Origin of the sequence: Mycolicibacterium vinylchloridicum (genome assembly GCF_013404075.1) — a bacterium.
GTDB lineage: Bacteria > Actinomycetota > Actinomycetes > Mycobacteriales > Mycobacteriaceae > Mycobacterium > Mycobacterium vinylchloridicum.
The window spans coordinates 52630-77170 of the sequence record NZ_JACBJQ010000009.1; the positions used below are offsets into that span (position 1 = coordinate 52630).

The window sequence follows — 24541 nt, forward strand, 5'->3', positions numbered from 1 at the left end:
GGACCATCTAGGCTATTCGTCGCACACCCCGACGCGAAGGAGACAGCCAAGTGCCCATCATCGAGCAGGTTGCGGCCCGCGAGATTCTCGACTCCCGCGGCAATCCGACCGTCGAGGTGGAGGTGGCCCTGATCGACGGCACCTTCGCTCGTGCCGCGGTCCCGTCGGGTGCGTCGACCGGCGAACACGAGGCGGTCGAGCTGCGCGACGGCGCAGCGCGCTACGGCGGCAAAGGCGTGGAGAAGGCCGTCGAGGCGGTCCTCGACGAGATCGCCCCGGCCGTCATCGGCCTGTCCGCCGACGATCAGCGGCTGATCGACCAGGCGCTACTGGACCTCGACGGCACCCCCGACAAGTCGCGGCTGGGCGCCAACGCCATCCTCGGCGTCTCACTGGCGGTGGCCAAGGCTGCCGCGGATTCCGCCGGGCTGCCGCTGTTCCGCTACCTGGGCGGCCCGAACGCCCACATTCTGCCGGTGCCGATGATGAACATCATCAACGGTGGCGCGCACGCTGACACCGGCGTCGATGTCCAGGAGTTCATGATCGCCCCGATCGGCGCACCCAGCTTCAAGGAGGCGCTGCGCTGGGGTGCGGAGGTCTACCACTCGCTGAAGTCGGTGCTCAAGAAGCAGGGCCTGTCCACCGGGCTGGGTGACGAGGGCGGTTTCGCCCCTGACCTGCCGGGCACCAAGGCCGCCCTGGACCTGATCGGCACCGCCATCGAGGGCGCCGGCCTCACGCTCGGCACCGATGTCGCGCTCGCTCTCGACGTCGCAGCTACCGAGTTCTACACGCAGGGAACGGGTTACGCTTTCGAGAAGGAGACCCGCACGGCCGCCCAGATGGCGGAGTTCTACGCCGGTCTGCTGGACTCCTACGCGCTGGTGTCCATCGAGGACCCGTTGTCCGAGGACGACTGGGACGGCTGGGTCGAGCTGACCACGGCGATCGGCGATCGGGTACAGCTGGTCGGCGACGACCTGTTCGTCACCAACCCGGAACGGCTCGAGGAAGGTATCGAGCGTGGAGCGGCCAACGCACTTCTGGTGAAGGTCAACCAGATCGGCACGCTGACCGAGACGCTCGACGCCGTCGCGCTGGCCCACAACAGTGGTTACCGCACGATGATGAGCCACCGAAGCGGCGAGACCGAGGACACCACCATCGCCGATCTGGCGGTGGCGGTCGGCAGCGGTCAGATCAAGACCGGTGCGCCGGCCCGCAGTGAGCGGGTGGCCAAGTACAACCAGTTGCTGCGCATTGAAGAGGCGCTCGGCGACGCCGCGCGTTACGCGGGCGACCTGGCCTTCCCGCGGTTCGCGGTCGGCGAGTAAGACCCCCGAGGGACCCTGAAAGAGACTGTGGCGGAAAGCAAGCGGCCCGACTCGAAGCGACGCACCCCGGCCTCCCGGCCGGGGGGTTCGGGTCGGGTCCGCTCGCGCTCGGCGCCGGTGGCCAAGCCGCGCCCTGCGGAGGCGCGCGCGGCCGCGGAGCCGGTGAACGTCACCGAGCCGATCCGGCGCGCGATCGCGGCGTCGGTCGAGCACCAGAGTGAGCAGCGGTTGGGTTTCACCGCGCGTCGCGCGGCGATTCTGGCTGCGCTGGTCTGCGTGCTGACGCTGACCATCGCCGGACCGGTGCGCACCTATTTCGCCCAGCGCACCGAGATGAAACAACTCGCCGCGTCGGAAGCGGCGCTGCGCAAGCAGATCGCCGATCTCGAGTCGCAAAAGGCCAAGCTCGACGACCCGGTGTACATCGCCGCGCAGGCCCGCGAACGGCTGGGGTTCGTGATGCCCGGCGACATTCCCTACCAGGTGCAACTCCCGCCAGGGGCCGCCGTCACCACCGATACCGGCCCGCAGGCCGCGCCGGTGCACAACAGCGACCCGTGGTACACGTCGTTGTGGCACACCATCGCCGATACACCTCATGGTCCGCCGCCGGTCCCGGCCGGCGATCCGGCGGACCCGACGTTGCCGTTGCCGCCGCCGCCCGAACCCGTTGCTCCTCCGCCGGCGCCCGGTGGTTGACCCCGCCGATCTCGACGCGGTGGCGCGGCAGTTGGGGCGTGAGCCGCGCGGCGTACTGGAGATCGCATATCGCTGCCCCAATGGTGAACCGGCGGTGGTCAAGACCGCACCCCGGCTGCCCGACGGCACTCCGTTCCCGACCCTGTATTACCTGACGCACCCGGTGCTGACGGCCGCGGCGAGCCGGCTCGAGTCGGACGGGCTGATGCGGGAGATGAGTGAACGGCTGCAACAGGATTCCGAGGTCGCCGAGGCCTACCGTCGGGCCCACGAGTCCTATCTGGCCGAGCGGGACGCCATCGAGTCGCTGGGTACCACGTTCTCCGGCGGAGGCATGCCGGACCGGATCAAGTGCCTGCACGTGCTGATCGCGCACTCGTTGGCAAAAGGCCACGGTGTCAACCCGTTTGGTGACGAGGCGCTGGCGGTGCTGGCCGTCGAACCGGGGATGGCGGGAATTCTGGACAAGGGGGAGTGGACATCAACATAGAGGCCAATCGGGTGGCGGCCATCGACTGCGGCACGAACTCCATCCGGCTGCTGATCGCCGACATGGCCGGTGGGCGCCTGCACGATGTCCACCGCGAGATGCGGATCGTGCGACTCGGTCAAGGTGTCGACGCCACAGGACAATTCGCGCCCGACGCGCTGGCCCGCACCCGCGCCGCCCTGGTTGACTACGCCGCGCTGATGAAGCGCTTCGAGGTCGGCACGGTGCGCATGGTGGCGACGTCGGCGACCCGCGACGCGTCCAACCGCGACGTGTTCTTCTCGATGACCGCCGAGGTGCTGGACCCCGTCGTCCCCGGTGCGATCGCCGAGGTGATCACCGGCGCAGAAGAGGCCGAGCTGTCATTCAATGGCGCGGTCGGTGAACTCGACAGTGCCGCAGCACCTTTTGTGGTGGTTGATCTCGGTGGCGGCTCGACCGAGGTGGTACTGGGTGACGGCACCGGGGTTCAGGCCAGCTACTCGGCCGACATCGGGTGCGTGCGCCTCACCGAGCGCTGCCTGCATTCGGATCCACCGACCGCAGCCGAAGTGGCGGCCGCGCGTGATGTGGTGCGGGAGCGTCTCGGCGAGGCGCTGCGAGTGGTGCCGGTGGACCAGGCCAGGACGTGGGTGGGCGTGGCGGGAACCTTCACCACCCTTGCGGCCCTGGCTCAGCACATGACCACCTACGACGCCAACGCGATCCACCTGTCCCGGGTCGGCTTCGGGGACCTGTTGGGGGTGTGTGACCAGCTCATCGGGATGACCCGCAAGCAGCGCGCCGCCCTGGGTCCGATGCATGAGGGTCGCGTCGACGTCATCGGCGGCGGCTCGATCGTCGTCGAAGAGCTGGCGTATGCACTCGGGCAGCGAGCCGGCATCGACGAGCTGGTGGTCAGCGAGCACGACATCCTCGACGGCATCGCGCTCTCCATCGCCTGAATGTCAGTCCTCCGGGTCGATCAACGGTTCGCCGTCGGCGCCGGTGGGGACTCGGCTACCGGCCAGCGTGACACCGAGCAGCGTCATCACCACGCCGATCGAGAAGTGCAGCCAGTTGTCGGCATTGTTGAGTGGCAGGATGTTTCGCACCCCGGACGGATCGAAGAACAACCCGTAAACCCATAGTCCGAGATAGATCAGACCACCGCCGATGAGGTAGGCGCGCGCTCTGGCGAAGGTCGTCGCGAGCAGGAACCCGGCGACTCCGAAGGCCAGATGCGCCACGTTGTGCAGCACCGACACCTCGAACACGCCGAACAGCTCGGACCGGGTGGTCAGGCCGGGGATGACACCGGCGATGGCCAGGAGGGAGAATGCCGCGGCGACGATTACCGCGGCACCCTGTACTGCCAGCAGGCCGACCCGGGGTCGGTGGAGCCTGCCGGGATGGGCGGCGTCCATGCCGACTGGCATACCCGTCAATACCGGGGGCCAATCTTGGGGAGCCGGCCCAGATATGAAGAGCTAGGGCTTTACCTTGCAGCCGCTGCCGATGTTGTGACAGTGATGGCCGCCGTCGCAGGCGTTGCAGCGACAGGTACAGCCACCGGTGTGCTTGGGCTCTGAAACGTTCATGTCAGGTCATCTCCTTCGCCCGGATGATCCCACGATAGCCATCCGCGGGGCCGAACGTGAGCGGTCGATCAAAACCGGATGAGGCCGCGCAGATTAACCCCTGAGTGCATGTCGGCATAGCCTTGGTTGATCTCGTCAAGGGTGTATTCGCGGGTGACCAATTCGTCGAGCTTCAGTTGCCCGGCGCTGTACAACTCCAGCAGCCGGGGAATGTCGTGTCGGGGGTTTGACGAGCCGAAAAGTGACCCGCGGACCTGCTTTTCGTACAGCGTCAGGTCGAACAGCGACATGTCGACCTGTGTGTCCGTCGGATGCGGGATCGCCGTCATCACCACGCGGCCGCGTTTGCCGACCAGGCTCAGTGCCTGTGCGACGTAGCTGCCCTCGGCAACGTCGGTGCTGACCACGCACACGTCGGCCATCGCGCCGCGTGTGACGTCGGCAATCAGCGCCTGCGCCTCTTCGACGGTGGCGGCGGTGTGGGTGGCGCCGAAGTCCAGGGACCGGGTGCGCTTGTAGGCGACCGGGTCGAGCGCCACGATCATCCGGGCACCGGCGATCCGCGCGCCCTGTACCGCATTGATGCCTATCCCACCGACACCCATGACCACGACGGCGTCACCATCGCGGGTCTCGCCCGTACGGACGGCGCTGCCATAGCCGGTGGTGACACCACAGCCGACGAGTGCGGCGGTGTCCAGGGCGACCGACGGATCGACCTTGACCACCGACGACACCGGGACCACCGTGTACTCGGAAAATGTTCCCAGCACGCACATCTGGCCCAGTCCCTGGCCTTTGGCGTGGAAGCGGAAGGTCCCGTCGAGTTGCGGTCCGGCGATTATCGCGGCACCCAGCACGCACAGGTTGCTCATCCCGCGTGCGCACGGCTCGCACCGCCCGCAGGCCGGAATGAAGCTGAGCACCACCGGGTCGCCCTCGGCGACATCCTTGACGCCAGGCCCGACTTCGAGCACCACGCCGGCACCTTCGTGGCCGCCGACCACCGGAAGCTGCATCGGCATGTCACCGGTGACCAGGTGGTCGTCGGAGTGACACAGCCCGCTGGCGGTGAGCCGGACCAGGACCTCGTCCTGCTTGGGCCCGTCGAGTTCGACCTCCTCGACCTCCCATTTCTGGTGCAGGCCCCACAACACTGCGGCCTTCGTCTTCATGTAGATGATCTCCTTGTGTGTCAGGGCTTTTCGGGTGTCCAGGTGGCGGGCAAGCTGTTGATGCCGTTGATGAAGTTGGCGATCTGGAACTCGGGGTTCGGTGCCGAGATGTCGGGAATGCGGGTGTACACCTCGGTCAGCAGCGATCGCAACATCGTCCGGGCCAGTGCCGCGCCCAGGCAGAAGTGTGGCCCGCCACCGCCGAAAGCGATGTGCGGGTTGGGGTTCCGCAGGATGTCGAACGTGAACGGGTCGGTGAAGACGGCCTCGTCCCGGTTGCCCGAGATGTACCAGAGGACGACCTTGTCGCCGGACCTGATCTCGGAGCCGTTCACGGTGACGTCTTGGGTGGCGGTGCGGCGCATGTGCAGCAGCGGCGATGCCCAGCGCAGCACCTCCTCGACGGCGGTGTCGATCCGGCCTTCGATGTCCTCGACGAGCAGCGCCTTCTGCTCCGGGAACCTGGAGAAGGTGTATATGGCGTGGGCGGAGGCATGCCGGGTGGTGTCGTTGGCGGCGACGGCCAGCAGCACGAAGAAGGCCCGCAGTTCGTCGTCCGTCATCTTCTTGCCGTCGAACTCGGCCTGCACCATCCAGGTGAGCAGATCCTCGCCGGGGTTGGCCCGGCGTTGCGGGATCAACTCGCTGGCCACCGCGTGCAGGTCCATGACCGCACCCATGAACAGCTCCAGTTCACTTTGGTCGCCACGCACTCGCGGGTCGGTCCAGCCCAGCAGCCGCTGCGCGGCGTTGGTCGCCTTGTCGCACGTCTCGCCCGCCGGGAGGCCGAAGAAGCTGCCGAAGATCCGCGCCGGCAACTTCACCGACACCAGTTCGACGAAGTCGCCCTCGCCGAGATGGGCCATCTCGGTGACCAGATCGCGCGCATGCCCGCGGATCCAGCCCTCCAGCCGGCGCATGTTCTTGGGCTTGAACGCGTCCATCGTGATGCCGCGCAGCTGGGCGTGCCGGGGGGCGTCCATGGCGATGAACGACTGGGCAACCTCCCTGGCTTCGGGAGCGAAGTCCTCCATGGTGATGCCCTCAGCGGAGGAGAAGATCTCCGGATGGCGGCTGGCCATCCGGATGTCCTCCTGGGTGGTCAGCGACCAGAACCCCTTGGTGTTGAGTTCCGGAGGGAGCAGGTCGGACTCGGCCGGCCGGCTCCACGGCACCGGGTTCTCCTTGCGCAGGACGGCGAAGGCCCGATCCCTTTCGTCGGGGTGCAGTGCCCAGAAGGACCGGGAGCTCAGGTCGATGTCACCGTGAGTGGTGTCGGGCAAGGCTGTTGTCATGGCTGTCCTCTCCAAGCCGCGCCGGGACAGCACTGAACTGTGGTGCGCGTCACTGCGGCGTTCAGACCCATGGTGTTCGTCGACGACCGCGCGCGGCACCGGCGTGCGTGCCAATCACTGGCCTGTGCGGGCCAGCATCAGGACAACGCGGTCACCCGATGGGTGCGCGGAAAGTGGCCACCAGACCACCGCCGTCGCGCGCCGCGAAGTCGACCCGCCCGCCCATCGCCTCGACGATCTGGTGCACGATCCACAGGCCGAGGCCGGCGGTGCCGCGTTGGCCGCCGGCACTGACGTACTTCGCGGTCAATTCACCGAGGCTCTCGGCGGGAATGCCCGGGCCCCGGTCCAGTACCGCGATGACGAGTTCGTCGCCGTCGCGGGCACAGACGACGTCGACCGGCTCGCCCCGGCCGTGCCGGGATGCGTTCTCCATCAGATTCGTCAGCACGCGGCGCAGCCCCTGCGCGTTGACCAGTACCGCGCCCACATCGCCGTTCACCGTGAGCCGCAGCCGCGGTGGTGCCAGACCCACCGCATCGGCGGTCGCACCGATCAGATCGGCGACGTCGATGCGGCGCACGCGCCCGTCGGAGAACGTGGGGCGACGGCTCAATGCGACGTCGGACAGCGCGTCGAGCATGTCGCGCAAGTGGTGCACATGGCGGTCCGCCAATTGCAGGCTGACCTCCTGGTCGGACTGTGACATCGGGCGTCCCGATGCCAGTGCCGCCGTCAGGGCTTCCAAAGAGGCGATGGGAGTGCGGAATTCGTGGACCAGCACCTGCAGCCCGTCCTGCTGCGATTCATAGGACCGCAGCAACCGGGCCCTCAGATCACGTTCCTCCTCGGCGGCCGCGTGCTCGGCTTCGGCTTCCACCAGCGCGCTTATACGAGAGCGATGTTCGCGTTCGGCCAGCGCCGAGAGTCCTGCGGTGATGATCGCCACGAACACCAGGAACAGAGCCGACCAGCCGGCCTGCAGCGCCGGAGAGATGCTGACCGGCGGCGGCGGGGACAGCAGCAGCGCCACCGGAACGAGTGCCGCTCCGAGCAACACCGCCACCACCAGCGTCTCGGTGAACGACAGCCGGGCCGCCGACGCGACGATGACCAGCACGAGGACCGACACGACCGGGCTGTACACACCCCCGGTCAGGCCGATGATCGCGAGGGTGAAGACCGCATCGAAGACCGTGACCAGCCACCCGTACCGGGTGCGCCGCACCTCAAGCCGCGGGTTGGCCAGCATCACGGCGGCATAGAGCATGGCACCGGTCAGCACCACGGCGGTGACCGGCGCATGGTGGCGGGCCCAACTCGGCCCGACGAGCAGAACGACGCCGATGGACAGCACCACCACTATCCGCACCGCGACGACGATCCGGGCCAGGCCATAGTCGTCCCGGTCGGCCGTACTTGCGCGATCGAGCGGTCTCACCCGGCTGACCATAGATTTGGCACTAGCATCGCGGCAATGAGCGCCACCGCCGGCGGTAGGAAGATCGTCGTCGTGATCGTCGACGACCACGAGCTTTTCTCGCAGGGTCTGGCGTTGCTGCTCACCCGCGAGTGGGGCGAATCGTTCACCGTCGGCGGCCAGACCACGTATGTCGAGGAGGCCGCTGACCTGGTGGCCAGCTGCAATGCCGACGTCGCGATCATCGACCTGTCGATGCCGCCACTGGGCGGGGTGGCCGCGATCCGCCACGTCAAGGCCCGCAACCCCAAAACCCGCATCCTGGCCTTGTCCGGCACCGAGGATCTCGGGCTGGCCGAGGAGGCGCTGCGCGCCGGCGCCGACGGTTTCCTGCCCAAAACCGCCCGGCCCGAGGCCCTGGCCGGCCCGCTGTGGACCATAGCCGAAGGCGTGTGCGTCGTGGACCGCGCGCTGCTCGACGGGTTGCTGAGCAACACCCGCAAGCCGTCGTCAGTACTGCTGGACAGCCTCAACGCGCAGGACCTTCGGCTGTGGACGCTGCTGGCGACCGGGATGGAGACGGCCGACATCGCCGCGCGGATGTTGGTGTCGGAGCGTACGGCCAAACGCATGGTCGCTGCGTTGCTGCACAAACTCGGTGTGACCAACCGGATCGCCGCGGCGGCGATGGCGGGCCGTTTCGGCCTGCTCGACGACCTGGCCGACGCCGACGGGCTCAGTTGACCTTGATCGCCAACGCGGGACACATCGCGGCCGCTCGGAGCGCCCGCTCCCGCTCGGACTCGGGCGGATCGGGATCGAGCACGACGACCTGCTCGGCACCGTCGGGCAGGTCGAAGAGCTCGGGTGCGGCCATCAGGCACTGCCCGTGTCCCTCACACAGGTCGTAGTCGACGGTGATGTGCATGGCGTCAGTATCGGCCGCGATTGCGCCGCGGTGGACGGGCCGCGAGAGCCAGGTGTGGCCTGCGAGGGCCACGGCTCACAACTCGAAGCGATAGCCCATACCCGCTTCGGTCAGCAGATGGCGCGGATGTGACGGGTCGTCCTCGAGCTTGCGGCGCAGCTGCGCCAAGTACACCCGCAGATAGTGGGTCTCCTTGGCGTAGGCCGGGCCCCACACCTCTTTGAGCAATTCCTCGCGGCCGACCAGCTTGCCCCGGTTGCGCACCAGCATCTCGAGCATGCCCCACTCGGTGGGTGTCAGGTGCACTTCGGCGCCGTTCTTGATGACCCTCTTCGAGGCCAGATCGACTGTGAACGCATCGGTTTCGACTACCGGCTCGTCGGTCTCCGAAGCCGCCGCGGCACGGCGCACGGCAGCGCGCAGGCGGGCCAGGAACTCGTCCATCCCGAACGGCTTGGTCACGTAGTCGTCGGCGCCGGCATCGAGTGCGTCGACCTTCTCGGCCGAGTCGGTGCGGGCCGACAGGACGATCACCGGTGCGGTGAGCCAGCCGCGCAGGCCACCGAGCACTTCGATGCCGTCCATATCAGGCAGGCCGAGATCCAGGACGACCACGTCCGGGCGATGCTCGGCGGCCGCCTTCAACGCGCCCGCGCCGGTCGCGGAGGTGATCACCTCGTAGCCGCGCACGCTCAGATTGATCCGCAACGCCCGCAGGATCTGCGGCTCGTCGTCGATCACCAGCACCTTGATCTTGCTCACTTACCGGCCCCCCGGCGGCGCGGCGAGGTCGACGATCACGGTGAGGCCACCGCCGGGGGTGTCGGTGGCCGAGATCGTCCCGCCCATCGCCTCGACAAAGCCGCGGGCCACCGAAAGGCCCAGTCCGACACCGTATTTGTTGTTCCGGTCGCCGAGGCGCTGGAATGGTTCGAACAGCTGCTCCTCGGTGCCGCGTGGCACGCCGGGACCTTCGTCGACCACGTTGATGAGCATCCGATCGCCGACCCTGCCCGCGTTGATCCGCACGATGGATTCCGGCGCGTAGCGAAGCGCATTGTCGACCAGGTTGGCCAGCACCCGCTCCAGCAGGCCGGCATCGGCCAGCGTCACCGCGTCGCCGACGTCCACTTTCACCCGGCCGAGTCCTTTGGCGCCGAACCCGGTCGACCCCCGACCGATGCTCAGCAGCGCGCGTTGGACCACCTCTTCGAGGTACACCCGCTTCAGTTCGGGGCGCACGACCCCGGCGGCGAGCCGCGACGAGTCCAGCAGGTTGTCCACCAGCGCGGTGAGCTGGTCGACGGATTCCTCGACGGTGGCAAGCAGTTCGGCGGTGTCCTCCTCGGAGAAGTCGATGTCCTCAGAACGCAGGCTCGACACCGCTGCCTTGGCCGCGGCCAACGGGGTGCGCAAGTCGTGACTGACCGCCGAGAGCAATGAGCGGCGCAATTCGTCGGCCTTCTCGATGGCTTCGGCCTTGCTGGCGCCCTGCACCTGTTTCTTCTTGGTGCCGGCGTCGTAACGGGCTTCAACTGCGGTGACAGTCATGGTCAGTGAATTCCTTCAGCAAGGGGCCCGAGCGCGAGCATGGGCAGGAAGGTCAGCGCCACCAAGATGAGCGTGACGCCTGCGACCATGCCGACGAACTGGGGACGGTGGGTGGGCAGGGTGCCGATCGACTCGGGAGTGTGGCCCTGCTTGGCCAGTGCGCCCGCGAGTCCGAGAACCAGCACGATGGGCAGGAACCGGCCGAACACCATCGCCAATCCCAGTGCGGTGTTGTACCACTCGGTGTTGACGGTGATGCCCGCGAACGCCGATCCGTTGTTATTGGCCGCGGACGTGAAGGCATACAACACTTCCGACAAGCCATGGGGTCCGCTGTTGAGCATGCCTGCCCGCTGACCCGGCATCGCCATCGCGATCGCCGTTCCGGTGAGCACCAACAGCGGAGTCACCAGGAAATAGCTTGCCGCCAGCTTGATTTCGCGCGGGGTGATCTTCTTGCCCAGGTATTCCGGGGTGCGCCCGACCATAAGCCCGGCGACGAACACCGTGATGACGGCCAAGACCAGCATGCCGTAGAGGCCGGAGCCGACGCCGCCGGGCGCGACTTCGCCGAGCTGCATGTTGAACAGCAGCATCAGACCGCCGAGGCTGGTGTAGGAATCGTGGAAGGAGTCCACCGAACCGGTGGACGTCAGAGTGGTCGAGGCGGCGAAGACCGCCGAGTTGGCCACCCCGAAGCGCTGTTCGACACCTTCCATCGCCGAGCCGACGGCGGTGGGCACCGTGCCGTGAGCCTGCAACTGCATCCACATCGTTGCCGACCAGCTGATGAGGGCGAGGATCGACATGACCGCGGCGATCGCGAATCCTTGCTTCTTGCTGTCGACCATGCGGCCGAAGGTGCGGGGTAGCGAGAAACTGATGACCAGCAGCAGGAAGATCTCGATCCAGTTGGTCCATGTCGTCGGATTCTCGAACGGATGGGCGGAGTTCACGTTGTAGAAGCCGCCACCGTTGGTGCCGAGGTCCTTGATGGCCTCCTGGCTGGCCACCGGTCCGCCGGGCAGGGTCTGCTGGGCGCCGGCCAGTGTGTTGACCACTTGGTCGTAGTTTGAGAAGTTCTGCACCGCTCCACCGATGATCAGGATGATTGCGGCGACGACACTGATCGGCAGCAGGATGCGCAGTGTGCCGCGCACCAGGTCGACCCAGAAGTTGCCCAGTTCACTGGTGTGCCGGCGGGCAAACCCGCGGACCACGGCGATCGCCACGGCCATGCCCACCGCGGCAGACACGAAGTTCTGCACGGCCAGGCCGGCCATCTGCACGAGATGGCTCATGGTGGACTCGCCGGAATAGGCCTGCCAGTTGGTATTCGTGACGAAGCTGACCGCGGTGTTCCACGCCAGCGCAGGGGTCATCGGGGTGGCCGGGTCGTTGAGGTGCAGTGGCAACTTGCCCGACAGCAGCAGGAAGACGAACAGAAAAAGGATGCTGATCGCCGAGAAGGCCAGCACGCTGCGGGCATAAGCGCCCCAGGTCTGCTCCGAGCGCGGATCGGCGCCGATCAGCCGGTAGATGACCCGTTCGACGCGATTGTTCTTCTCGCTGGAGTACACCCGGTACATGTAGTCGCCCAGCGGCACGTGCACGGCCGCCAGCGCGAGGATGAGTAGGACGAGGAACAGCACGGGGCACACGATCTCCGATGTAGTCACTAAAACCTCTCCGGAAACAGCAGTGCGGCGGCGACGAACAGGGCCAGTAGGACGGCCAAGATCAGGCCGACGATGTTCTCGTAGCTCACAGTCGCTCGACCAACTTCTGCACCAGGCCGAGCAGGGCGAAGATCGCCACTGTCAGCACGATGTATATGACGACACCCATGTCTCTCCGTTCACGACAAATCGATGAGGTCCTTGCCGCGATGGCCCGGGCAGCACTGCCGGGCCCTCGGCATCGAGGACCATGACGAAGCTAGATCGCAGACTCGACCACCCAGCACCCGTTGACGGTTTCTTTACGCCGAACTGTGGTGCCTTTACGAAGTTCCCTCGCCTCCCCTCAACGCCGGCGGTCGACTGAAGCGATGCAGCGAATTCTCGTGCTGCCCGCATCACTACGTCAACGACTGTTCGGATACCGGGACACTGGCGCCGGCAGCACGGCCAGATCCACGCCCTTACATGATTTTTGCGGCTGTGTCGGCGTCAAGGTTCGACCGCGCACCGTCAAGAGATCGCAAGGATTGCTGACTTCCGGTCGGATCCGCGAGACGGTGGGATGGGTCGCCATTGGCAGGAGGCCAAGGCGGTGGCGAAGAGGGTTTCGGTGACACTGTCGACCAGATTTCGGTCAATTGTTCGGGGACGTCAACGTCCGCCTGTCGATCACGCGGAGATACGCCGGCTGAACGGCTATCGGGACTCGTGCGCGCCCGCCGAGGTGTCGTTCCCGGCGTCCGTTCTGCACGATGCCGGCGTTGCGCGATGGATGCGCGAACACCGGCTGGCGATCGATGTACGCACCATGCCGGAGTTGTATTCGGCGATCTCGGTCGGCGTCCATCCGGCTCTGATGACCGTTCACGCTGACCAACTGGACACTTCCGACATGCGCCGTCTGGCCGCAGTCGGGGTGGGCCGGGTGGTGCTGAGCAGCGATGAACACATCATGTCGCTAGGCGCCGCTGCCGGTGGGCGGACGCAGAACGTGTTGTTGCGCATGACTGATGCGGCGACAACCGACCGCACGTGGCGGCAGTTTGTTTTCGATTCCAACGACGCCGATTCCGCGGTGGACGCGGTGATCGGGTGCCGATCGCTCAACTTGATCGGCTTGCATTGCGAGGTCGGCACGGCTGTCGATGATTTCGTGAGCTATCCGGCCGCCATTGGCAACATGATTGGGCAAATGGACCACATCCGCCGACGCCATGCTGTCCTGCTGACCCGGCTCGGACTCGGTGGCGGCAAGATCATCAATTCCGCCGATGAGTCGATCATCCGCCGTGACCTCGTCGAAGAGATCGATGAATCGGTCGACGACGCCTGCGCCACAGTGCGATTCCCACGGCCGGTGGTTGTGATTTCTGCCGGTGAGCACGTGATCGAACGGCGTGCGGCATGACCGCTTCGATTCCCGGCAGCGTCTGGTCATTGCGCTGCGCCGGTGCGCGCAGTACCGCAAGGCATTCCGCTGCGCCGCGGTGAGCTACCCCGCTGACATACTGGGTCTGCAGGCGCCGACCGATTGGATCAGACGTCACGGCGTCGCTGTCGATGTGGTTGACGCCGATGGATTCGCTCGTGCACTGACGGCGGGCATTCTGCCACAACGGATCATCATGCACCGGCCTGCGACGGCGGGCACCGCCGAGGCTGGCGCCGGCCGCTTCGTCGTGGACTCCCGACAGCAGGTGGACGGGCTGGCAACGACGGCACGACAGCGTCGCCGTGTGTTGGTCGACATCACCGACCAGGACGCCGATGACCTGGTCGCCGCGGTCATCGCCGGTGCGGGGCTGGACCTGATCGGCGTGCACCGCCGTCTGCACAGTCGGGAGAGCGGCAGCGCTGCGGTGCGAGCAATGGTCACCGCAATGCGCGGTTTTGCCCGGCGATACAACGTCATCCCGGCGCGGCTGAGCCTTGGTGATATCGATGCGGCCGAATGGGGTTGCCGGCGTGATGATCTCGTGGCGATCGCCGCGGCCGTCGACGATGCCGTCGAGGACGGCTGCGTTGCCAGCCGTTTCCCCCGTCCCGCGGTCAACATCGCACCGTCGCGTTCCGCGTTGATCCGGTAGGACTAGACCGCGGCGAAAAGCCCGGTCACTGACCGCGTTCGGCGTAGCCCGCCTCGACCCGGTCCTTGAGCGGACCCCACCACCACTCGTTCTCCCGGTACCAGGCGATGGTGGCGGCCAGACCCTCGGCCAGATCGGTGTGCTTTGGCGCCCAGTCGAGTTCGGCGCACAGGGCGCTCGAGTCGATCGCGTAGCGCAAATCGTGACCGGCGCGATCGACGACATGGTCGAAGTCGTCGGGATCGCGGCCCATCAACTGCAGGATCAGTCGCAGCACCGAGAGGTTGTCGCGCTCACCGTCGGCGCCGATGAGATACGTGGATCCACTTGTCCCGTTTTCTACGATGCGCCACACCGCGCTGTTGTGGTCCTCGACGTGGATCCAGTCGCGCACATTCGCCCCGGCACCGTAGAGCTTGGGCCGGCGCCCGGTCAGGATGTTCGTGATCTGGCGCGGGATGAACTTCTCGATATGTTGATAGGGCCCATAGTTGTTGGAGCAGTTCGAGATTGTCGCGCGCAGCCCGTAAGACCGAACCCACGCCCGCACGAGCAGGTCGGATGACGCCTTGGTCGCCGAGTACGGGCTGGACGGGTTGAACGGAGTGTCCGCGGTGAACCGGACATTGCGGTCCAGTGGCAGGTCGCCGTACACCTCGTCGGTGGAGATGTGATGCAGCCGCACCCCGTGCCGGCGAACGGCTTCCAGCACCGCGAACGTGCCGATCACGTTGCTGCGCACGAACACCGCGGGATCCGCCAGCGCGTTGTCGACATGGGTTTCGGCGGCGAAATGCACGACGGCGTCGGACTCGGCGACGAGCTGGTCGACCAGCGGTTCGTCGGTCACGTCACCCTCGACCAGCCGGATGCGGTCCTCGACCTGGCGCAGTGATTCGCGGCTCCCGGCATACGTCAGTGCGTCCAGCACCGTCACCGAAACGCCGGGCCGTTCGCGCACGGTGCTGTGGACGAAATTGGCGCCGATGAATCCGGCGCCGCCCGTGACCAACAGCCGCATGGGTGCCACCCTAACGGGCAGCGCGCGTGGTCACCCGGCCGCGGTCAGCCCCAGCGGCCCGGCCAGTTCGGTCAGCGTCGGCAGTAATGTGTCCGAACCGCCCAGCACCTGGATCGTCACGTGGTCGGCACCGGCATCGAGGTGCTCGTTCAGCCGTGCCGCGATCGCCTCGGGGGTGCCGTACGCGATCATCGCGTCGATCAGCTTGTCGCTACCCGGCTGCTCGACGTCGGCGTCGCTGAATCCCAGCCGCTTCCAGTTGTTGACGTAGTTGCTCAACCCCAGATAGAAGCCGACGCTGTCGCGGCCGAGCCCGCGCGCTTCATCGACGTCGGTGGTGAGCACGACCTTGTGTTCGGGGGCCAGGTACACCGATGCGCCCACCAGGTCGCGGGCCTGCGCCGTGTGCTCGGGGGTGGTCAGGTACGGATGTGCACCGGCGCTGCGATGCGCGGCGAGCTGCAGCACCTTGGGCCCGAGCGCGGCGACCACCCGGCGGCTGGTCGGCACACACTTGTCGTCGAGCTTGTCGAGGTAGCTCACCAGCGCGTCGTACGGCTTCTGGTACTCCTGTGTGCGCTCGGGATGGCCAACGCCGACACCCAGCAAAAACCTTCCGGGATAGGCATTTTCGATCCGCTCGTAGGAGGCGGCGACCTCTTCGGCCGGCGCGTTCCAGATATTGACGATCCCGGTGGCCACCGTCAGGCGCTCGGTGCGCTCGAGGATCGGCTCGACGAAGGCCAGCTCGGCGGCGGGCGACGCGCCCACCCACACCGCGCCGTAGCCGAGGCGCTCGATCTCTTTCGCCTGCTCCGGTGACACCGGGCCGCCGGTCCACACTCCGTAACGGCCGAGATCCGGTTTGAGCAGCGACGGGTTGGTCACGAGTTACCTCTCGTTACGGTTGTTTGAGTCCCAGGGGGCCGGCCAGCGCGGCCAGCGCATCCACCAGCTTGTCAGACGACGTCAGCACCTGGACGGGTACGTGGTCGGCTCCGGCGTCGAGGTGCTCGGTGAGTCGAGCCGCGATCTGCTCGGGGGTGCCGTAGGCCACGACTGCGTCGACAAGCCGGTCACTGCCGGGCCGCGCCACGTCTTCGTCGGTGAACCCCAACCGTTTCCAGCTGTTGAGGTAGTTCTGCAGGTTGAGGTAGATGTCCAGGGCGCGCCTGCCGACCTCACGCGCCTCATCGGCGTTGGTGGTGAGGATCGCCTTGTGCTCGGGTGCCAGAAACGCCTCGGGGCCGAGCAGTTCGCGCGCCTCTGCGGTGTGCTCGGGGGTGGTGAGGTAGGGGTGTGCGCCGGCGCTGCGCGCCGCCGACAGCTTGAGCACCTGCGGTCCGAGTGCGGCGACCACGCGGCGGTTCTTGGGCACCCCGTACTCGTCGAGCTTGTCGAGGTAACTGCGCAGCGCGTCGATCGGCTTCTGATATTCCTGGTGTGCCTCGGGATGGCCGACGCCGATGCCGAGGATGAACCGGCCGGGATAGGCGTTCTCGATGCGGTGGAACGACTCGGCCACCGGGCCTGCCGCGGCCGTCCAGATGTTGACGATTCCGGTGGCCACCTTCAGCGTGGTGGTGTTGGCCAGAATCGGCTCCACCCAATCCAATTCGGCGGGCGGCGAGCCGCCTACCCAGACCGCTCCGTAGCCCAGCGCCTCGATTTCCTTGGCCTGCTGCGGGGTGACTCCACGTCCGAACGAGCCGAAGCGGCCCAGATCTGGTTTGGCGTCCGTCATCGAACTTCCTTTCACATCAGCCCAGTCCGAGCGGACCGGCGAGATCGGCCAGGGTGGGGATGACCTTGGCCGGTGAGGTCAACAGCTGGATCGGGACGTGGTCGGCGCCGGCCTCGAGGTGCTCGTTGAGCCGTGCCGCGATCGTGTCGGGCGTGCCGTACACGATCAACGAATCCACGAGCCGGTCGCTTCCGGGGCGGGTGATGTCTTCTTCCACGAATCCCAGCCGCTTCCAGTTGTTGAGGTAATTGCTCAGGCCGAGATAAAGCTCGAGGGTCTTGCGGCCGACAGCTCGGGCGTGCTCGACGTCGGTGGTCGGGACGACGGGGACCGCGGGAGCAAGGAACGCGTCCGGGCCGATCAGCCGTCTCGCTTCTGCAGTGTGCTCGGGGGTGACGAGGACAGGATGGGCGCCGGCGCTGCGCTGTGCCGACAGTTTCAGCACCTGCGGACCGAGCGCGGCCAGAACGCGGCGCTCTCGCGGTACGCCCTGTTTGTCCAGCACGTCGAGGTAGGCGTTGAGCGCGGTGATCGGCTTGGCGAATTGCGCATCGGCCTCGGGATGGCCGACACCGACGCCCAACAGAAAGCGGCCAGGGTGCGCGGTCTCGATGCGATGGAACGAGGCGGCGACCGTCTCGGGCCGGGCGGTCCAGATGTTGACGATGCCGGTGGCCAGTTTCAAGGTGCGGGTCTGCTCGAGCGTCCGGTCCACCCAGTCCAGCTCTGCCGGCGGCGATCCGGCGACCCACACGGCGCCGTAGCCGAGCGCTTCGATTGCCGAGGCTTCCTCACCGGTGATGCCCATGCCGAAGGAGGCGAATCTGCCGAGATCGGGCTTGGCACTCATGGCGGCTACAACCCGAGGGCGGCAGTCGGCTATTCCGCAGCGGCAGAGAGTTCACCGGGAGTTGCAGCCGGGGCGGGCGCCACCAGCGGCAAAAGGATGATGAAGCGGGTGTTGCCGGGTTGGGATTCGACCCGGATGTCGCCCTGGTGCTTCTCGACGATGATGCGGCGCGCGAGATCCAGGCCCAAGCCGTCGCCCTCACCGAATGGCTTGGTGGTGAAGAACGCGGTGAAGATCCGGTCGATGATCTCGTCGGGGATGCCTGGGCCGTTGTCGCCGATCTCGACGCGGATCCGGTCGTCGCCCTGGCGTGCGGTTCGGATCGTCAGCGTGCCCTTGCCCTTCATGGCCTGGATGGCGTTGTTGATGATGACGTCCCACACCTCATTCAAACCACCTGGGTAGCAAGCGATTTCAGGAAGCGTCTTGTCCCATTCCTTGACCAGCTTGATCGGCTTGTCGGGGCCGACCTTGTCGCCGAAGAGCGTCTTGAGCGTGCTGTGCAGCAACTCGTGGACGTTGGCGACCTGGTATTCGGCCCGGTCCATCTGGGAGTACTTCTTGGCGCCGGCCAGCAGACCGGAGATGCGCTCGCTGGCGTCGGCGATCTCGTTCATCCGCAGCTCGGTGTCGATGGTGTATTTCAGCCAGCCGATCGCGCTCTGCATGGTCGCAGAGCAGTCGACCGCGTCGATCGATGCCTCGATGCGTTCCAGCCAATCGGTGTCCAGGCCGGCTTCGACGAACGTCGGGGCGTAGTCCCAGGCGCTGGCGATGCCGTGGTCTTCGAGCCAGTCGCCGACCTGGTCTTCGCGATCGGAGGTCTCCAGCGCGGACAACTCCTGCGCTTTGGATTTGGCGACCTGCTCGGCTACTTCGTCCTGGATGCGGACCAGCACCCGCAGTGCTTCGGGGCTGAACTTGCCGTCGGCCAGCATCGAGAGCTTGTAGCGCATCTTGCCGACACCCTCACGCAGATCGGCCACCGCGCGGGCGGTCGCCGCCGCCGGGTTGTTGAGTTGATGGGTGAGCCCGGCGGTGATGGTGCCCAGCGCCAGCAGCTTCTGGCGCTGGCCGAGGATCTGGCTCTGCCGCCGGCCGCCGACCATGTGGCCCTCGAGCAGGTGTACCGCCATCGGGAATTCCGACTTCATGAATTGCGAGAAGGCGTCGGCGTCGAGGACGAAGAACCGCGAGGGCTTGGTGACCCGCACCGAGGCTTGGTACACCTGTTCTTCGTTGGGGATGTAGGCCGACCAGGCACCGCAGTAGACGCCGCGTTGTGACGTGCGCGTGGTCTCGACGTCCACCCCGCCGGAGCGCTTGGACATCACCAGCTCACCGTCGAGCAGCACATAGAAGCAGGTGGCGGGCTCGCCCTCGGTGACGACCGGACCGGGCTCGAATGTCGCGATGTGCCCGTTCTGGCACAGCGTCTCCAGCTGCTGGTCGGACAGCTTCTCGAACAGGAACAGGGTTCGCAGTTCGGTGGGCAGACATTTCTCACCCATGGTCTTCTCCTTGCTGGTTACGCCTCGGCCAGGTAGCGGTGCACCAACATCACCGCCATCGACCCTTCGCCGACAGCGGCCGCCACCCGTTTGGCGGACTCGGCGCGCACGTCTCCTGCAACAAACACACCCGGCACACTTGTTTCCAGGTGGTGCGGCGGCCGGTCCAGGCCCCAGCCGGCGACGTTGGCCAGGTCGGGTCCGGCGAGGACGAAGCCGTGGTCGTCGACGGCGACGACCTCTTTGAGCCAGTCGGTGCGGGGCTCGGCGCCGATGAAACAGCACATCCGGGTCGACGCGACGGTTTCCTGCTGGCCGGTCTGGCGGTTGGCCAGGATCAGGCCGGTCAGGTGGTCGTCGTCGCCGATGGTGTCCACCACCTCGGTGCAGGTGCGCACGGAGATGTTCGGGTTCTTTTCGATCTGCTGGATCAGGTAGTGCGACATCGACGCTTCCAGCGACGGGCCGCGGACCAGCATGGTCACCGAGTTCGCCTCGCGGGACATGAACATCGCGGCCTGGCCGGCCGAATTGGCCCCGCCCACGATGTAGACGTCCTCGCCCTTGCATTCGGAGGCGTCGGACACCGAGGCGCCGTAGTAGACGCCACGTCCGACGTAGTTACAGGCGGGATCCTCGGGGTTGTCCCAGCATCCGGTGACCTGCAGCTGGCGGTAGGACACACCGGTGGCCAGGATGACCGCCCGGGCGGCGATCCTGCCGCCGTCCTCGAAGATGATGGTGCGGGCGGTCCCCGCCTCGCCGGCGTCGAGCTTGACCGCCTTACGGGTGGTGATGACCTCGGCTCCGAACCGTTCGGCCTGCCTGCGTGCCGAGGTCGTCAGCTCGGCCCCGGAGACACCGGTGGGGAAGCCGAGGTAATTCTCGATCCGGGAGCTGCGCCCGGCCTGGCCGCCGGTCGTCGTCTCCTCGATCAGGACGGTCCGCAGCCCCTCGGACGCGCCGTACACCGCTGCCGCCAGGCCGGCCGGCCCGCCGCCGATGACGGCGAGGTCGTACATCTCCAGCGACGGATTGGTGGACAACCCCAGCATCGTGGCGAGTTCGGCGTTGGTCGGGTCGACCAGGATCTCGCCCTTCTCGCTGATGACGACCGGCAGCTGCATGCCGTCCAGGCCGGCGGCGTCGAGCAGCTGTTTGCCCTTGGGCTCGTCGGCGTTGAAGGCGCGGAACGTGTGCTGGTTGCGGGCCAGGAACTGGCGGACCTCCCAGGACCGTTCGCTCCATCGGTGTCCGACGACCTTGGTGTGCGGGATGGCCCGGTCGCCGGTGGCATGCCAGGCCTCCAGCAGGGCGTCGATCACCGGATAGAGCTTTTCCTCCGGCGGATCCCACGGCTTGAGCAGGTAGTGGTCGAGGTCGACGACGTTGATCGCGTCGATCGCGGCGTGGGTGTCGGCGTACGCCGTCAGCAGAACGCGCCGCGCCATCGGGTAGACGTCCATCGCTTCTTCGAGGAACTGGATGCCGCTCATCTGTGGCATCCGGTAGTCGGCGACGAAGACCGCGACGGTCTCGCCGCGCAGCTTGAGTTCGTTGATCGTGTCCAGCGCGTCAGGCCCGGATTCTGCACGGACGATCCGGTATCGCTCGCCGTAGTGGCGGCGGAGATCGCGAGCGACGGCGCGCGAAACGGCCGGGTCGTCGTCAACGGTGAGAATGACGGGTTTGCGGGGCTGGGGGGCGGGTCCAGTCATCACGTTCCAGTATGCGCCGGATGTCCAGTCGTTATTAGGGTGGGCTTGCTCTTCTCGCCGTCCCATTACGTTGAGGTCAGGGCGGCTCCACGGCGTTTTGGAGTACTGCGCGCAAGCGGGTATCGTAGACCGGCGGTGCGGCATCCGCGCCGACTCTTGCGTGCCTCGTCCTGGAATTTCGGAATTTCCTGATTTCGGCTCACGTTTTGAAGTCGGGGCAAATGCTGCCCCAAACCAACAAGCAGGATCGAAGAGGACATTGGCCAAGAAAGACGGTGCCATCGAGGTCGAGGGCCGCGTGGTCGAGCCCCTGCCCAATGCGATGTTTCGCATTGAGCTGGAGAACGGACACAAGGTGCTCGCTCACATCAGCGGCAAGATGCGGCAGCACTACATCCGCATCCTTCCCGAGGACCGGGTGGTGGTGGAGTTGTCTCCCTACGACCTGACCCGGGGTCGCATTGTGTACCGGTACAAGTAAGCCTTACCGACCGCGAACCAGCGCACGAACCGAAAACCGACGACAGAACTAGAAGGATCGAACAGCCGTGAAGGTGAACCCGAGCGTCAAGCCGATCTGCGACAAGTGCAGGGTGATCCGCCGGCATGGGCGGGTCATGGTGATCTGCTCTGATCCGCGCCACAAGCAGCGTCAGGGCTAACCCCCGCGCCCTTCGGCGAGAGCACTACCCACAACTGAATGCAGACCTCCCAGTAACCACTGAGGTGCCGGCATCTTGAGAGATGGAGCGCCTCATCCACGTCCGGCACGGAGGCCGGGCCCCGACGCCGTCGGGAACGGACTGGGATCAGACCTCCGCATAGAGAAAGAAATACTGCCTGATGGCACGTCTCATGGGCGTCGACCTCCCGCGCGATAAGCGCATGGAGATCGCGCTGACCTATATCTACGGCATTGGCCGTACCCGCTCGCAGGAAATCCTCGCCGCGACCGGTATCGACCGGGATCTGCGCAGCAAGGACCTGTCCGATGATCAACTGACCCAGCTGCGCGACTACATCGAGGGCAACGATCTCAAGGTCGAGGGTGACCTGCGCCGCGAGGTGCAGGCCGATATCCGGCGCAAGATCGAAATCGGCTGCTACCAGGGTCTGCGGCACCGCCGTGGCCTGCCGGTGCGTGGCCAGCGGACCAAGACCAATGCGCGTACCCGCAAGGGCCCGAAGCGCACCATCGCCGGCAAGAAGAAGGCCAGGTAACCCCGGATGGCACAAGCAAAGAAGGGCGGCGCTGCACCCAAGAAGGGGCAGAAGACCCGTCGCCGGGAAAAGAAGAACGTCCCGCACGGCGCCGCTCACATCAAGAGCACGTTCAACAACACGATCGTCTCGATCACCGATCCCCAGGGCAACGTCATCGCCTGGGCATCGTCGGGTCACGTCGGCTTCAAGGGCTCGCGTAAGTCGACCCCGTTCGCCGCGCAGCTGGCCGCCGAGAACGCAGCCCGCAAGGCGCAGGAGCACGGCGTCAAGAAGGTCGACGTGTTCGTCAAGGGCCCGGGCTCGGGCCGCGAGACCGCGATCCGTTCGCTGCAGGCTGCCGGCCTCGAGGTCGGCGCCATTTCTGACGTCACGCCGCAGCCGCACAACGGTTGCCGTCCGCCCAAGCGGCGCCGGGTCTAGGGAGAAGAAAGAAAATGGCTCGTTATACCGGACCCGCAACCCGCAAGTCGCGCCGCCTCGGCGTCGACCTGGTCGGCGGCGATCAGTCGTTCGAGAAGCGCCCCTACCCGCCCGGCCAGCACGGCCGCGCGCGGATCAAGGAAAGCGAATACCGCCAGCAGCTGCAGGAGAAGCAGAAGGCCCGCTTCACCTACGGCGTCCTGGAGAAGCAGTTCCGCAAGTACTACGAAGAGGCGAACCGTTCCTCGGGCAAGACCGGCGAGAACCTGCTGCAGATCCTGGAGACCCGCCTGGACAACGTCGTGTACCGCGCCGGCCTGGCGCGTACCCGCCGGATGGCTCGCCAGCTCGTCAGCCACGGCCACTTCACCGTCAACGGTGTCAAGGTGAACATCCCGAGCTACCGGGTGTCGCAGTACGACATCATCGACATCAAAGAGAAGTCGCTGAACACCCTGCCGTTCGAGGTCTCCCGCCAGACCGCCGGTGAGCGCCCGATCCCGGGCTGGCTGCAGGTTGTCGGCGAGCGTCAGCGGATCCTCGTGCACCAGCTGCCCACTCGTGAGCAGATCCAGGTGCCGCTGGCCGAGCAGCTCATCGTCGAGTTCTACTCGAAGTAAGAAGACGTCCGCGGGGCAACCGTTCCGCGGATCACTTAACGGCATCAAATAGCGGGTGCCGAGAAGGAGATACGAAAAACCATGCTGATTTCTCAGCGCCCCACACTCAGCGAAGAGGTCATCGCCGAGAACCGCTCCCAGTTCGTCATCGAGCCGCTGGAGCCGGGATTCGGTTACACCCTTGGCAATTCGCTGCGGCGTACGCTGTTGTCGTCGATCCCCGGCGCGGCCGTGACGAGCATCCGCATCGACGGTGTGCTGCACGAGTTCACCACCGTGCCCGGTGTGAAGGAAGACGTCACCGACATCATCCTGAACCTCAAGGGCCTGGTCGTCTCGTCCGAGGAGGACGAGCCCGTCACCATGTACCTGCGCAAGCAGGGCCCCGGTGAGGTGACCGCCGGTGACATCGTTCCGCCTGCCGGCGTGACGGTGCACAACCCCGACATGCACATCGCGACGCTGAACGACAAGGGCAAGCTCGAGGTCGAGCTCGTCGTCGAGCGTGGCCGTGGTTACGTGCCTGCCGTGCAGAACAAGGCGTCGGGCGCCGAAATCGGCCGTATCCCGGTCGATTCCATCTACTCGCCGGTGCTGAAGGTCACCTACAAGGTGGAGGCCACCCGCGTCGAGCAGCGCACCGACTTCGACAAGCTGATCCTGGACGTCGAGACCAAGAACTCGATCAGCCCGCGTGACGCCCTGGCGTCGGCCGGCAAGACCCTGGTCGAATTGTTCGGTCTGGCGCGGGAACTCAACGTCGAGGCCGAGGGCATCGAGATCGGCCCGTCGCCGGCCGAGGCCGATCACATCGCGGCCTTCGCGTTGCCAATCGACGACCTGGACCTGACGGTGCGCTCGTACAACTGCCTCAAGCGCGAGGGTGTGCACACCGTCGGCGAGCTGGTCGCTCGCACGGAGTCCGATCTGCTGGACATCCGTAACTTCGGCCAGAAGTCGATCGACGAGGTCAAGATCAAGCTGCACCAGCTGGGTCTGTCGCTCAAGGACTCACCCGCCAGCTTCGATCCGTCCGAGGTCGCCGGCTACGACGTGGCCACCGGCACGTGGAACAGCGACGCCGGCTACGACCTGGACGCCGACCAGGACTTCACCGAAACCGAAGAGCTCTAAGTACACCCCCGTCCCGGCCCTACCTGATACGGGGGCCGGCCCCATTGAGGAGAAG

Annotated in this window: 27 protein-coding genes and 1 pseudogene; 13 read left to right on the plus strand and 15 right to left on the minus strand. The window is 66.3% G+C overall.

All coding sequences use genetic code 11. From position 1 onward, the window contains the following. The first annotated feature begins 50 nt into the window (after positions 1-50). From eno to HPC46_RS10045, 4 genes are all read left to right on the plus strand, one after another. On the plus strand, positions 51-1337 hold the full coding sequence (gene eno / locus HPC46_RS10030; protein WP_179469299.1) for a phosphopyruvate hydratase: 1287 nt from the start codon (positions 51-53) through the stop codon (positions 1335-1337). 27 nt (positions 1338-1364) lie between these two features. Next, complete coding sequence (locus HPC46_RS10035) at positions 1365-2036, plus strand: FtsB family cell division protein (RefSeq protein ID WP_179469301.1); 672 nt, start codon at positions 1365-1367, stop codon at positions 2034-2036. After that, positions 2029-2526 (plus strand): DUF501 domain-containing protein, encoded by a 498-nt coding sequence (locus tag HPC46_RS10040; protein ID WP_179469303.1) that lies wholly within the window; start codon positions 2029-2031, stop codon positions 2524-2526. The genes HPC46_RS10035 and HPC46_RS10040 overlap by 8 nt, the downstream gene beginning before the upstream one ends. Positions 2527-2588: 62 nt before the next feature. Next, positions 2589-3470, plus strand: coding sequence for a Ppx/GppA phosphatase family protein (locus tag HPC46_RS10045; RefSeq protein WP_233716348.1), 882 nt, complete (start codon positions 2589-2591; stop codon positions 3468-3470). A 3-nt stretch (positions 3471-3473) separates the two neighbouring features. Here HPC46_RS10045 and HPC46_RS10050 read toward each other — a convergent pair whose 3' ends face one another. From HPC46_RS10050 to HPC46_RS10065, 4 genes are all read right to left on the minus strand, one after another. Then, positions 3474-3932 carry a DUF4383 domain-containing protein gene (locus HPC46_RS10050; RefSeq protein ID WP_233716340.1) on the minus strand — a complete coding sequence of 153 codons (459 nt, stop codon included), beginning with the start codon at positions 3930-3932 and terminating at the stop codon, positions 3474-3476. Positions 3933-4174: 242 nt separating this feature from the next. After that, positions 4175-5281 (minus strand): NDMA-dependent alcohol dehydrogenase, encoded by a 1107-nt coding sequence (locus HPC46_RS10055; RefSeq protein WP_179469305.1) that lies wholly within the window; start codon positions 5279-5281, stop codon positions 4175-4177. Between the two features lie 20 nt (positions 5282-5301). After that, the gene (locus tag HPC46_RS10060; RefSeq protein WP_179469307.1) at positions 5302-6576 is read right to left on the minus strand and encodes a cytochrome P450; all 1275 of its coding nucleotides are present in this window, start codon (positions 6574-6576) and stop codon (positions 5302-5304) included. 151 nt (positions 6577-6727) lie between these two features. Continuing rightward, positions 6728-8017, minus strand: coding sequence for a sensor histidine kinase (locus HPC46_RS10065; protein WP_325096615.1), 1290 nt, complete (start codon positions 8015-8017; stop codon positions 6728-6730). 36 nt (positions 8018-8053) lie between these two features. Here HPC46_RS10065 and HPC46_RS10070 point away from each other — a divergent pair, with 36 nt between their 5' ends. Next, positions 8054-8740 (plus strand): response regulator transcription factor, encoded by a 687-nt coding sequence (locus HPC46_RS10070; protein ID WP_179469311.1) that lies wholly within the window; start codon positions 8054-8056, stop codon positions 8738-8740. Here HPC46_RS10070 and HPC46_RS10075 read toward each other — a convergent pair. From HPC46_RS10075 to HPC46_RS10095, 5 genes and pseudogenes are all read right to left on the minus strand, one after another. After that, positions 8733-8996, minus strand: a complete 264-nt coding sequence (locus HPC46_RS10075; protein WP_407665489.1) for a ferredoxin — start codon at positions 8994-8996, stop codon at positions 8733-8735. The two genes, HPC46_RS10070 and HPC46_RS10075, sit on opposite strands and share 8 nt — an antisense overlap. 3 nt (positions 8997-8999) lie before the next feature. Next, entirely contained in the window at positions 9000-9677 is a 678-nt protein-coding gene (locus tag HPC46_RS10080) for a response regulator (RefSeq protein WP_179469496.1), read from the minus strand. Positions 9678-9686: 9 nt separating this feature from the next. Beyond that, positions 9687-10490, minus strand: a pseudogene (locus HPC46_RS10085) (sensor histidine kinase); the annotation flags it as partial. Continuing rightward, positions 10478-12136 (minus strand): potassium-transporting ATPase subunit KdpA, encoded by a 1659-nt coding sequence (kdpA, locus tag HPC46_RS10090; protein ID WP_325096620.1) that lies wholly within the window; start codon positions 12134-12136, stop codon positions 10478-10480. The pseudogene HPC46_RS10085 and the gene kdpA, both read right to left, overlap by 13 nt. A 17-nt stretch (positions 12137-12153) precedes the next feature. Continuing rightward, complete coding sequence (locus tag HPC46_RS10095) at positions 12154-12243, minus strand: potassium-transporting ATPase subunit F (RefSeq protein WP_174397102.1); 90 nt, start codon at positions 12241-12243, stop codon at positions 12154-12156. 476 nt (positions 12244-12719) lie between these two features. On the opposite strand from HPC46_RS10095, the gene HPC46_RS10100 reads away from it, so the two are divergent. Beyond that, entirely contained in the window at positions 12720-13565 is an 846-nt protein-coding gene (locus tag HPC46_RS10100; protein ID WP_233716341.1) for a type III PLP-dependent enzyme domain-containing protein, read from the plus strand. Continuing rightward, on the plus strand, positions 13555-14244 hold the full coding sequence (locus HPC46_RS10105) for a type III PLP-dependent enzyme domain-containing protein (protein WP_179469315.1): 690 nt from the start codon (positions 13555-13557) through the stop codon (positions 14242-14244). Before HPC46_RS10100 ends, HPC46_RS10105 begins: the two co-directional genes overlap by 11 nt. Positions 14245-14269: 25 nt before the next feature. On the opposite strand, the gene rfbB is transcribed toward HPC46_RS10105, so the two are convergent. From rfbB to HPC46_RS10135, 6 genes are read right to left on the minus strand one after another with little or no spacing between them, the layout of a single operon-like run. Further along, entirely contained in the window at positions 14270-15265 is a 996-nt protein-coding gene (gene rfbB, locus HPC46_RS10110; protein WP_179469317.1) for a dTDP-glucose 4,6-dehydratase, read from the minus strand. Between the two features lie 30 nt (positions 15266-15295). Next, positions 15296-16153, minus strand: coding sequence for an LLM class F420-dependent oxidoreductase (locus HPC46_RS10115; RefSeq protein ID WP_179469319.1), 858 nt, complete (start codon positions 16151-16153; stop codon positions 15296-15298). 13 nt (positions 16154-16166) lie between these two features. Continuing rightward, positions 16167-17009, minus strand: coding sequence for an LLM class F420-dependent oxidoreductase (locus tag HPC46_RS10120; RefSeq protein WP_179469321.1), 843 nt, complete (start codon positions 17007-17009; stop codon positions 16167-16169). 16 nt (positions 17010-17025) lie between these two features. Further along, complete coding sequence (locus HPC46_RS10125) at positions 17026-17859, minus strand: LLM class F420-dependent oxidoreductase (protein WP_179469323.1); 834 nt, start codon at positions 17857-17859, stop codon at positions 17026-17028. 29 nt (positions 17860-17888) lie between these two features. Next, positions 17889-19370: an ATP-binding protein gene (locus HPC46_RS10130; protein WP_179469325.1), complete on the minus strand. Its 1482-nt coding sequence runs from the start codon at positions 19368-19370 to the stop codon at positions 17889-17891. Positions 19371-19387: 17 nt separating this feature from the next. Then, the gene (locus HPC46_RS10135; RefSeq protein ID WP_179469327.1) at positions 19388-21088 is read right to left on the minus strand and encodes an NAD(P)/FAD-dependent oxidoreductase; all 1701 of its coding nucleotides are present in this window, start codon (positions 21086-21088) and stop codon (positions 19388-19390) included. A gap of 259 nt (positions 21089-21347) precedes the next feature. On the opposite strand from HPC46_RS10135, the gene infA reads away from it, so the two are divergent. The 6 genes from infA (at position 21348) to HPC46_RS10165 (ending at position 24486) form a co-directional block, all read left to right on the plus strand. Beyond that, positions 21348-21569, plus strand: a complete 222-nt coding sequence (infA, locus tag HPC46_RS10140; RefSeq protein WP_005140011.1) for a translation initiation factor IF-1 — start codon at positions 21348-21350, stop codon at positions 21567-21569. Between the two features lie 67 nt (positions 21570-21636). After that, the gene (rpmJ, locus tag HPC46_RS10145) at positions 21637-21750 is read left to right on the plus strand and encodes a 50S ribosomal protein L36 (RefSeq protein ID WP_003879483.1); all 114 of its coding nucleotides are present in this window, start codon (positions 21637-21639) and stop codon (positions 21748-21750) included. 181 nt (positions 21751-21931) lie between these two features. Beyond that, positions 21932-22309: a 30S ribosomal protein S13 gene (rpsM, locus tag HPC46_RS10150; RefSeq protein ID WP_005140012.1), complete on the plus strand. Its 378-nt coding sequence runs from the start codon at positions 21932-21934 to the stop codon at positions 22307-22309. A 6-nt stretch (positions 22310-22315) separates the two neighbouring features. Further along, entirely contained in the window at positions 22316-22732 is a 417-nt protein-coding gene (gene rpsK, locus HPC46_RS10155; protein ID WP_005140014.1) for a 30S ribosomal protein S11, read from the plus strand. Between the two features lie 14 nt (positions 22733-22746). Continuing rightward, on the plus strand, positions 22747-23352 hold the full coding sequence (gene rpsD / locus HPC46_RS10160; protein ID WP_005140015.1) for a 30S ribosomal protein S4: 606 nt from the start codon (positions 22747-22749) through the stop codon (positions 23350-23352). Positions 23353-23433: 81 nt separating this feature from the next. Then, a complete protein-coding gene (locus HPC46_RS10165) occupies positions 23434-24486 on the plus strand; it encodes a DNA-directed RNA polymerase subunit alpha (protein WP_108057467.1) in 1053 nt (350 codons plus the stop codon). Positions 24487-24541 lie beyond the last annotated feature (55 nt).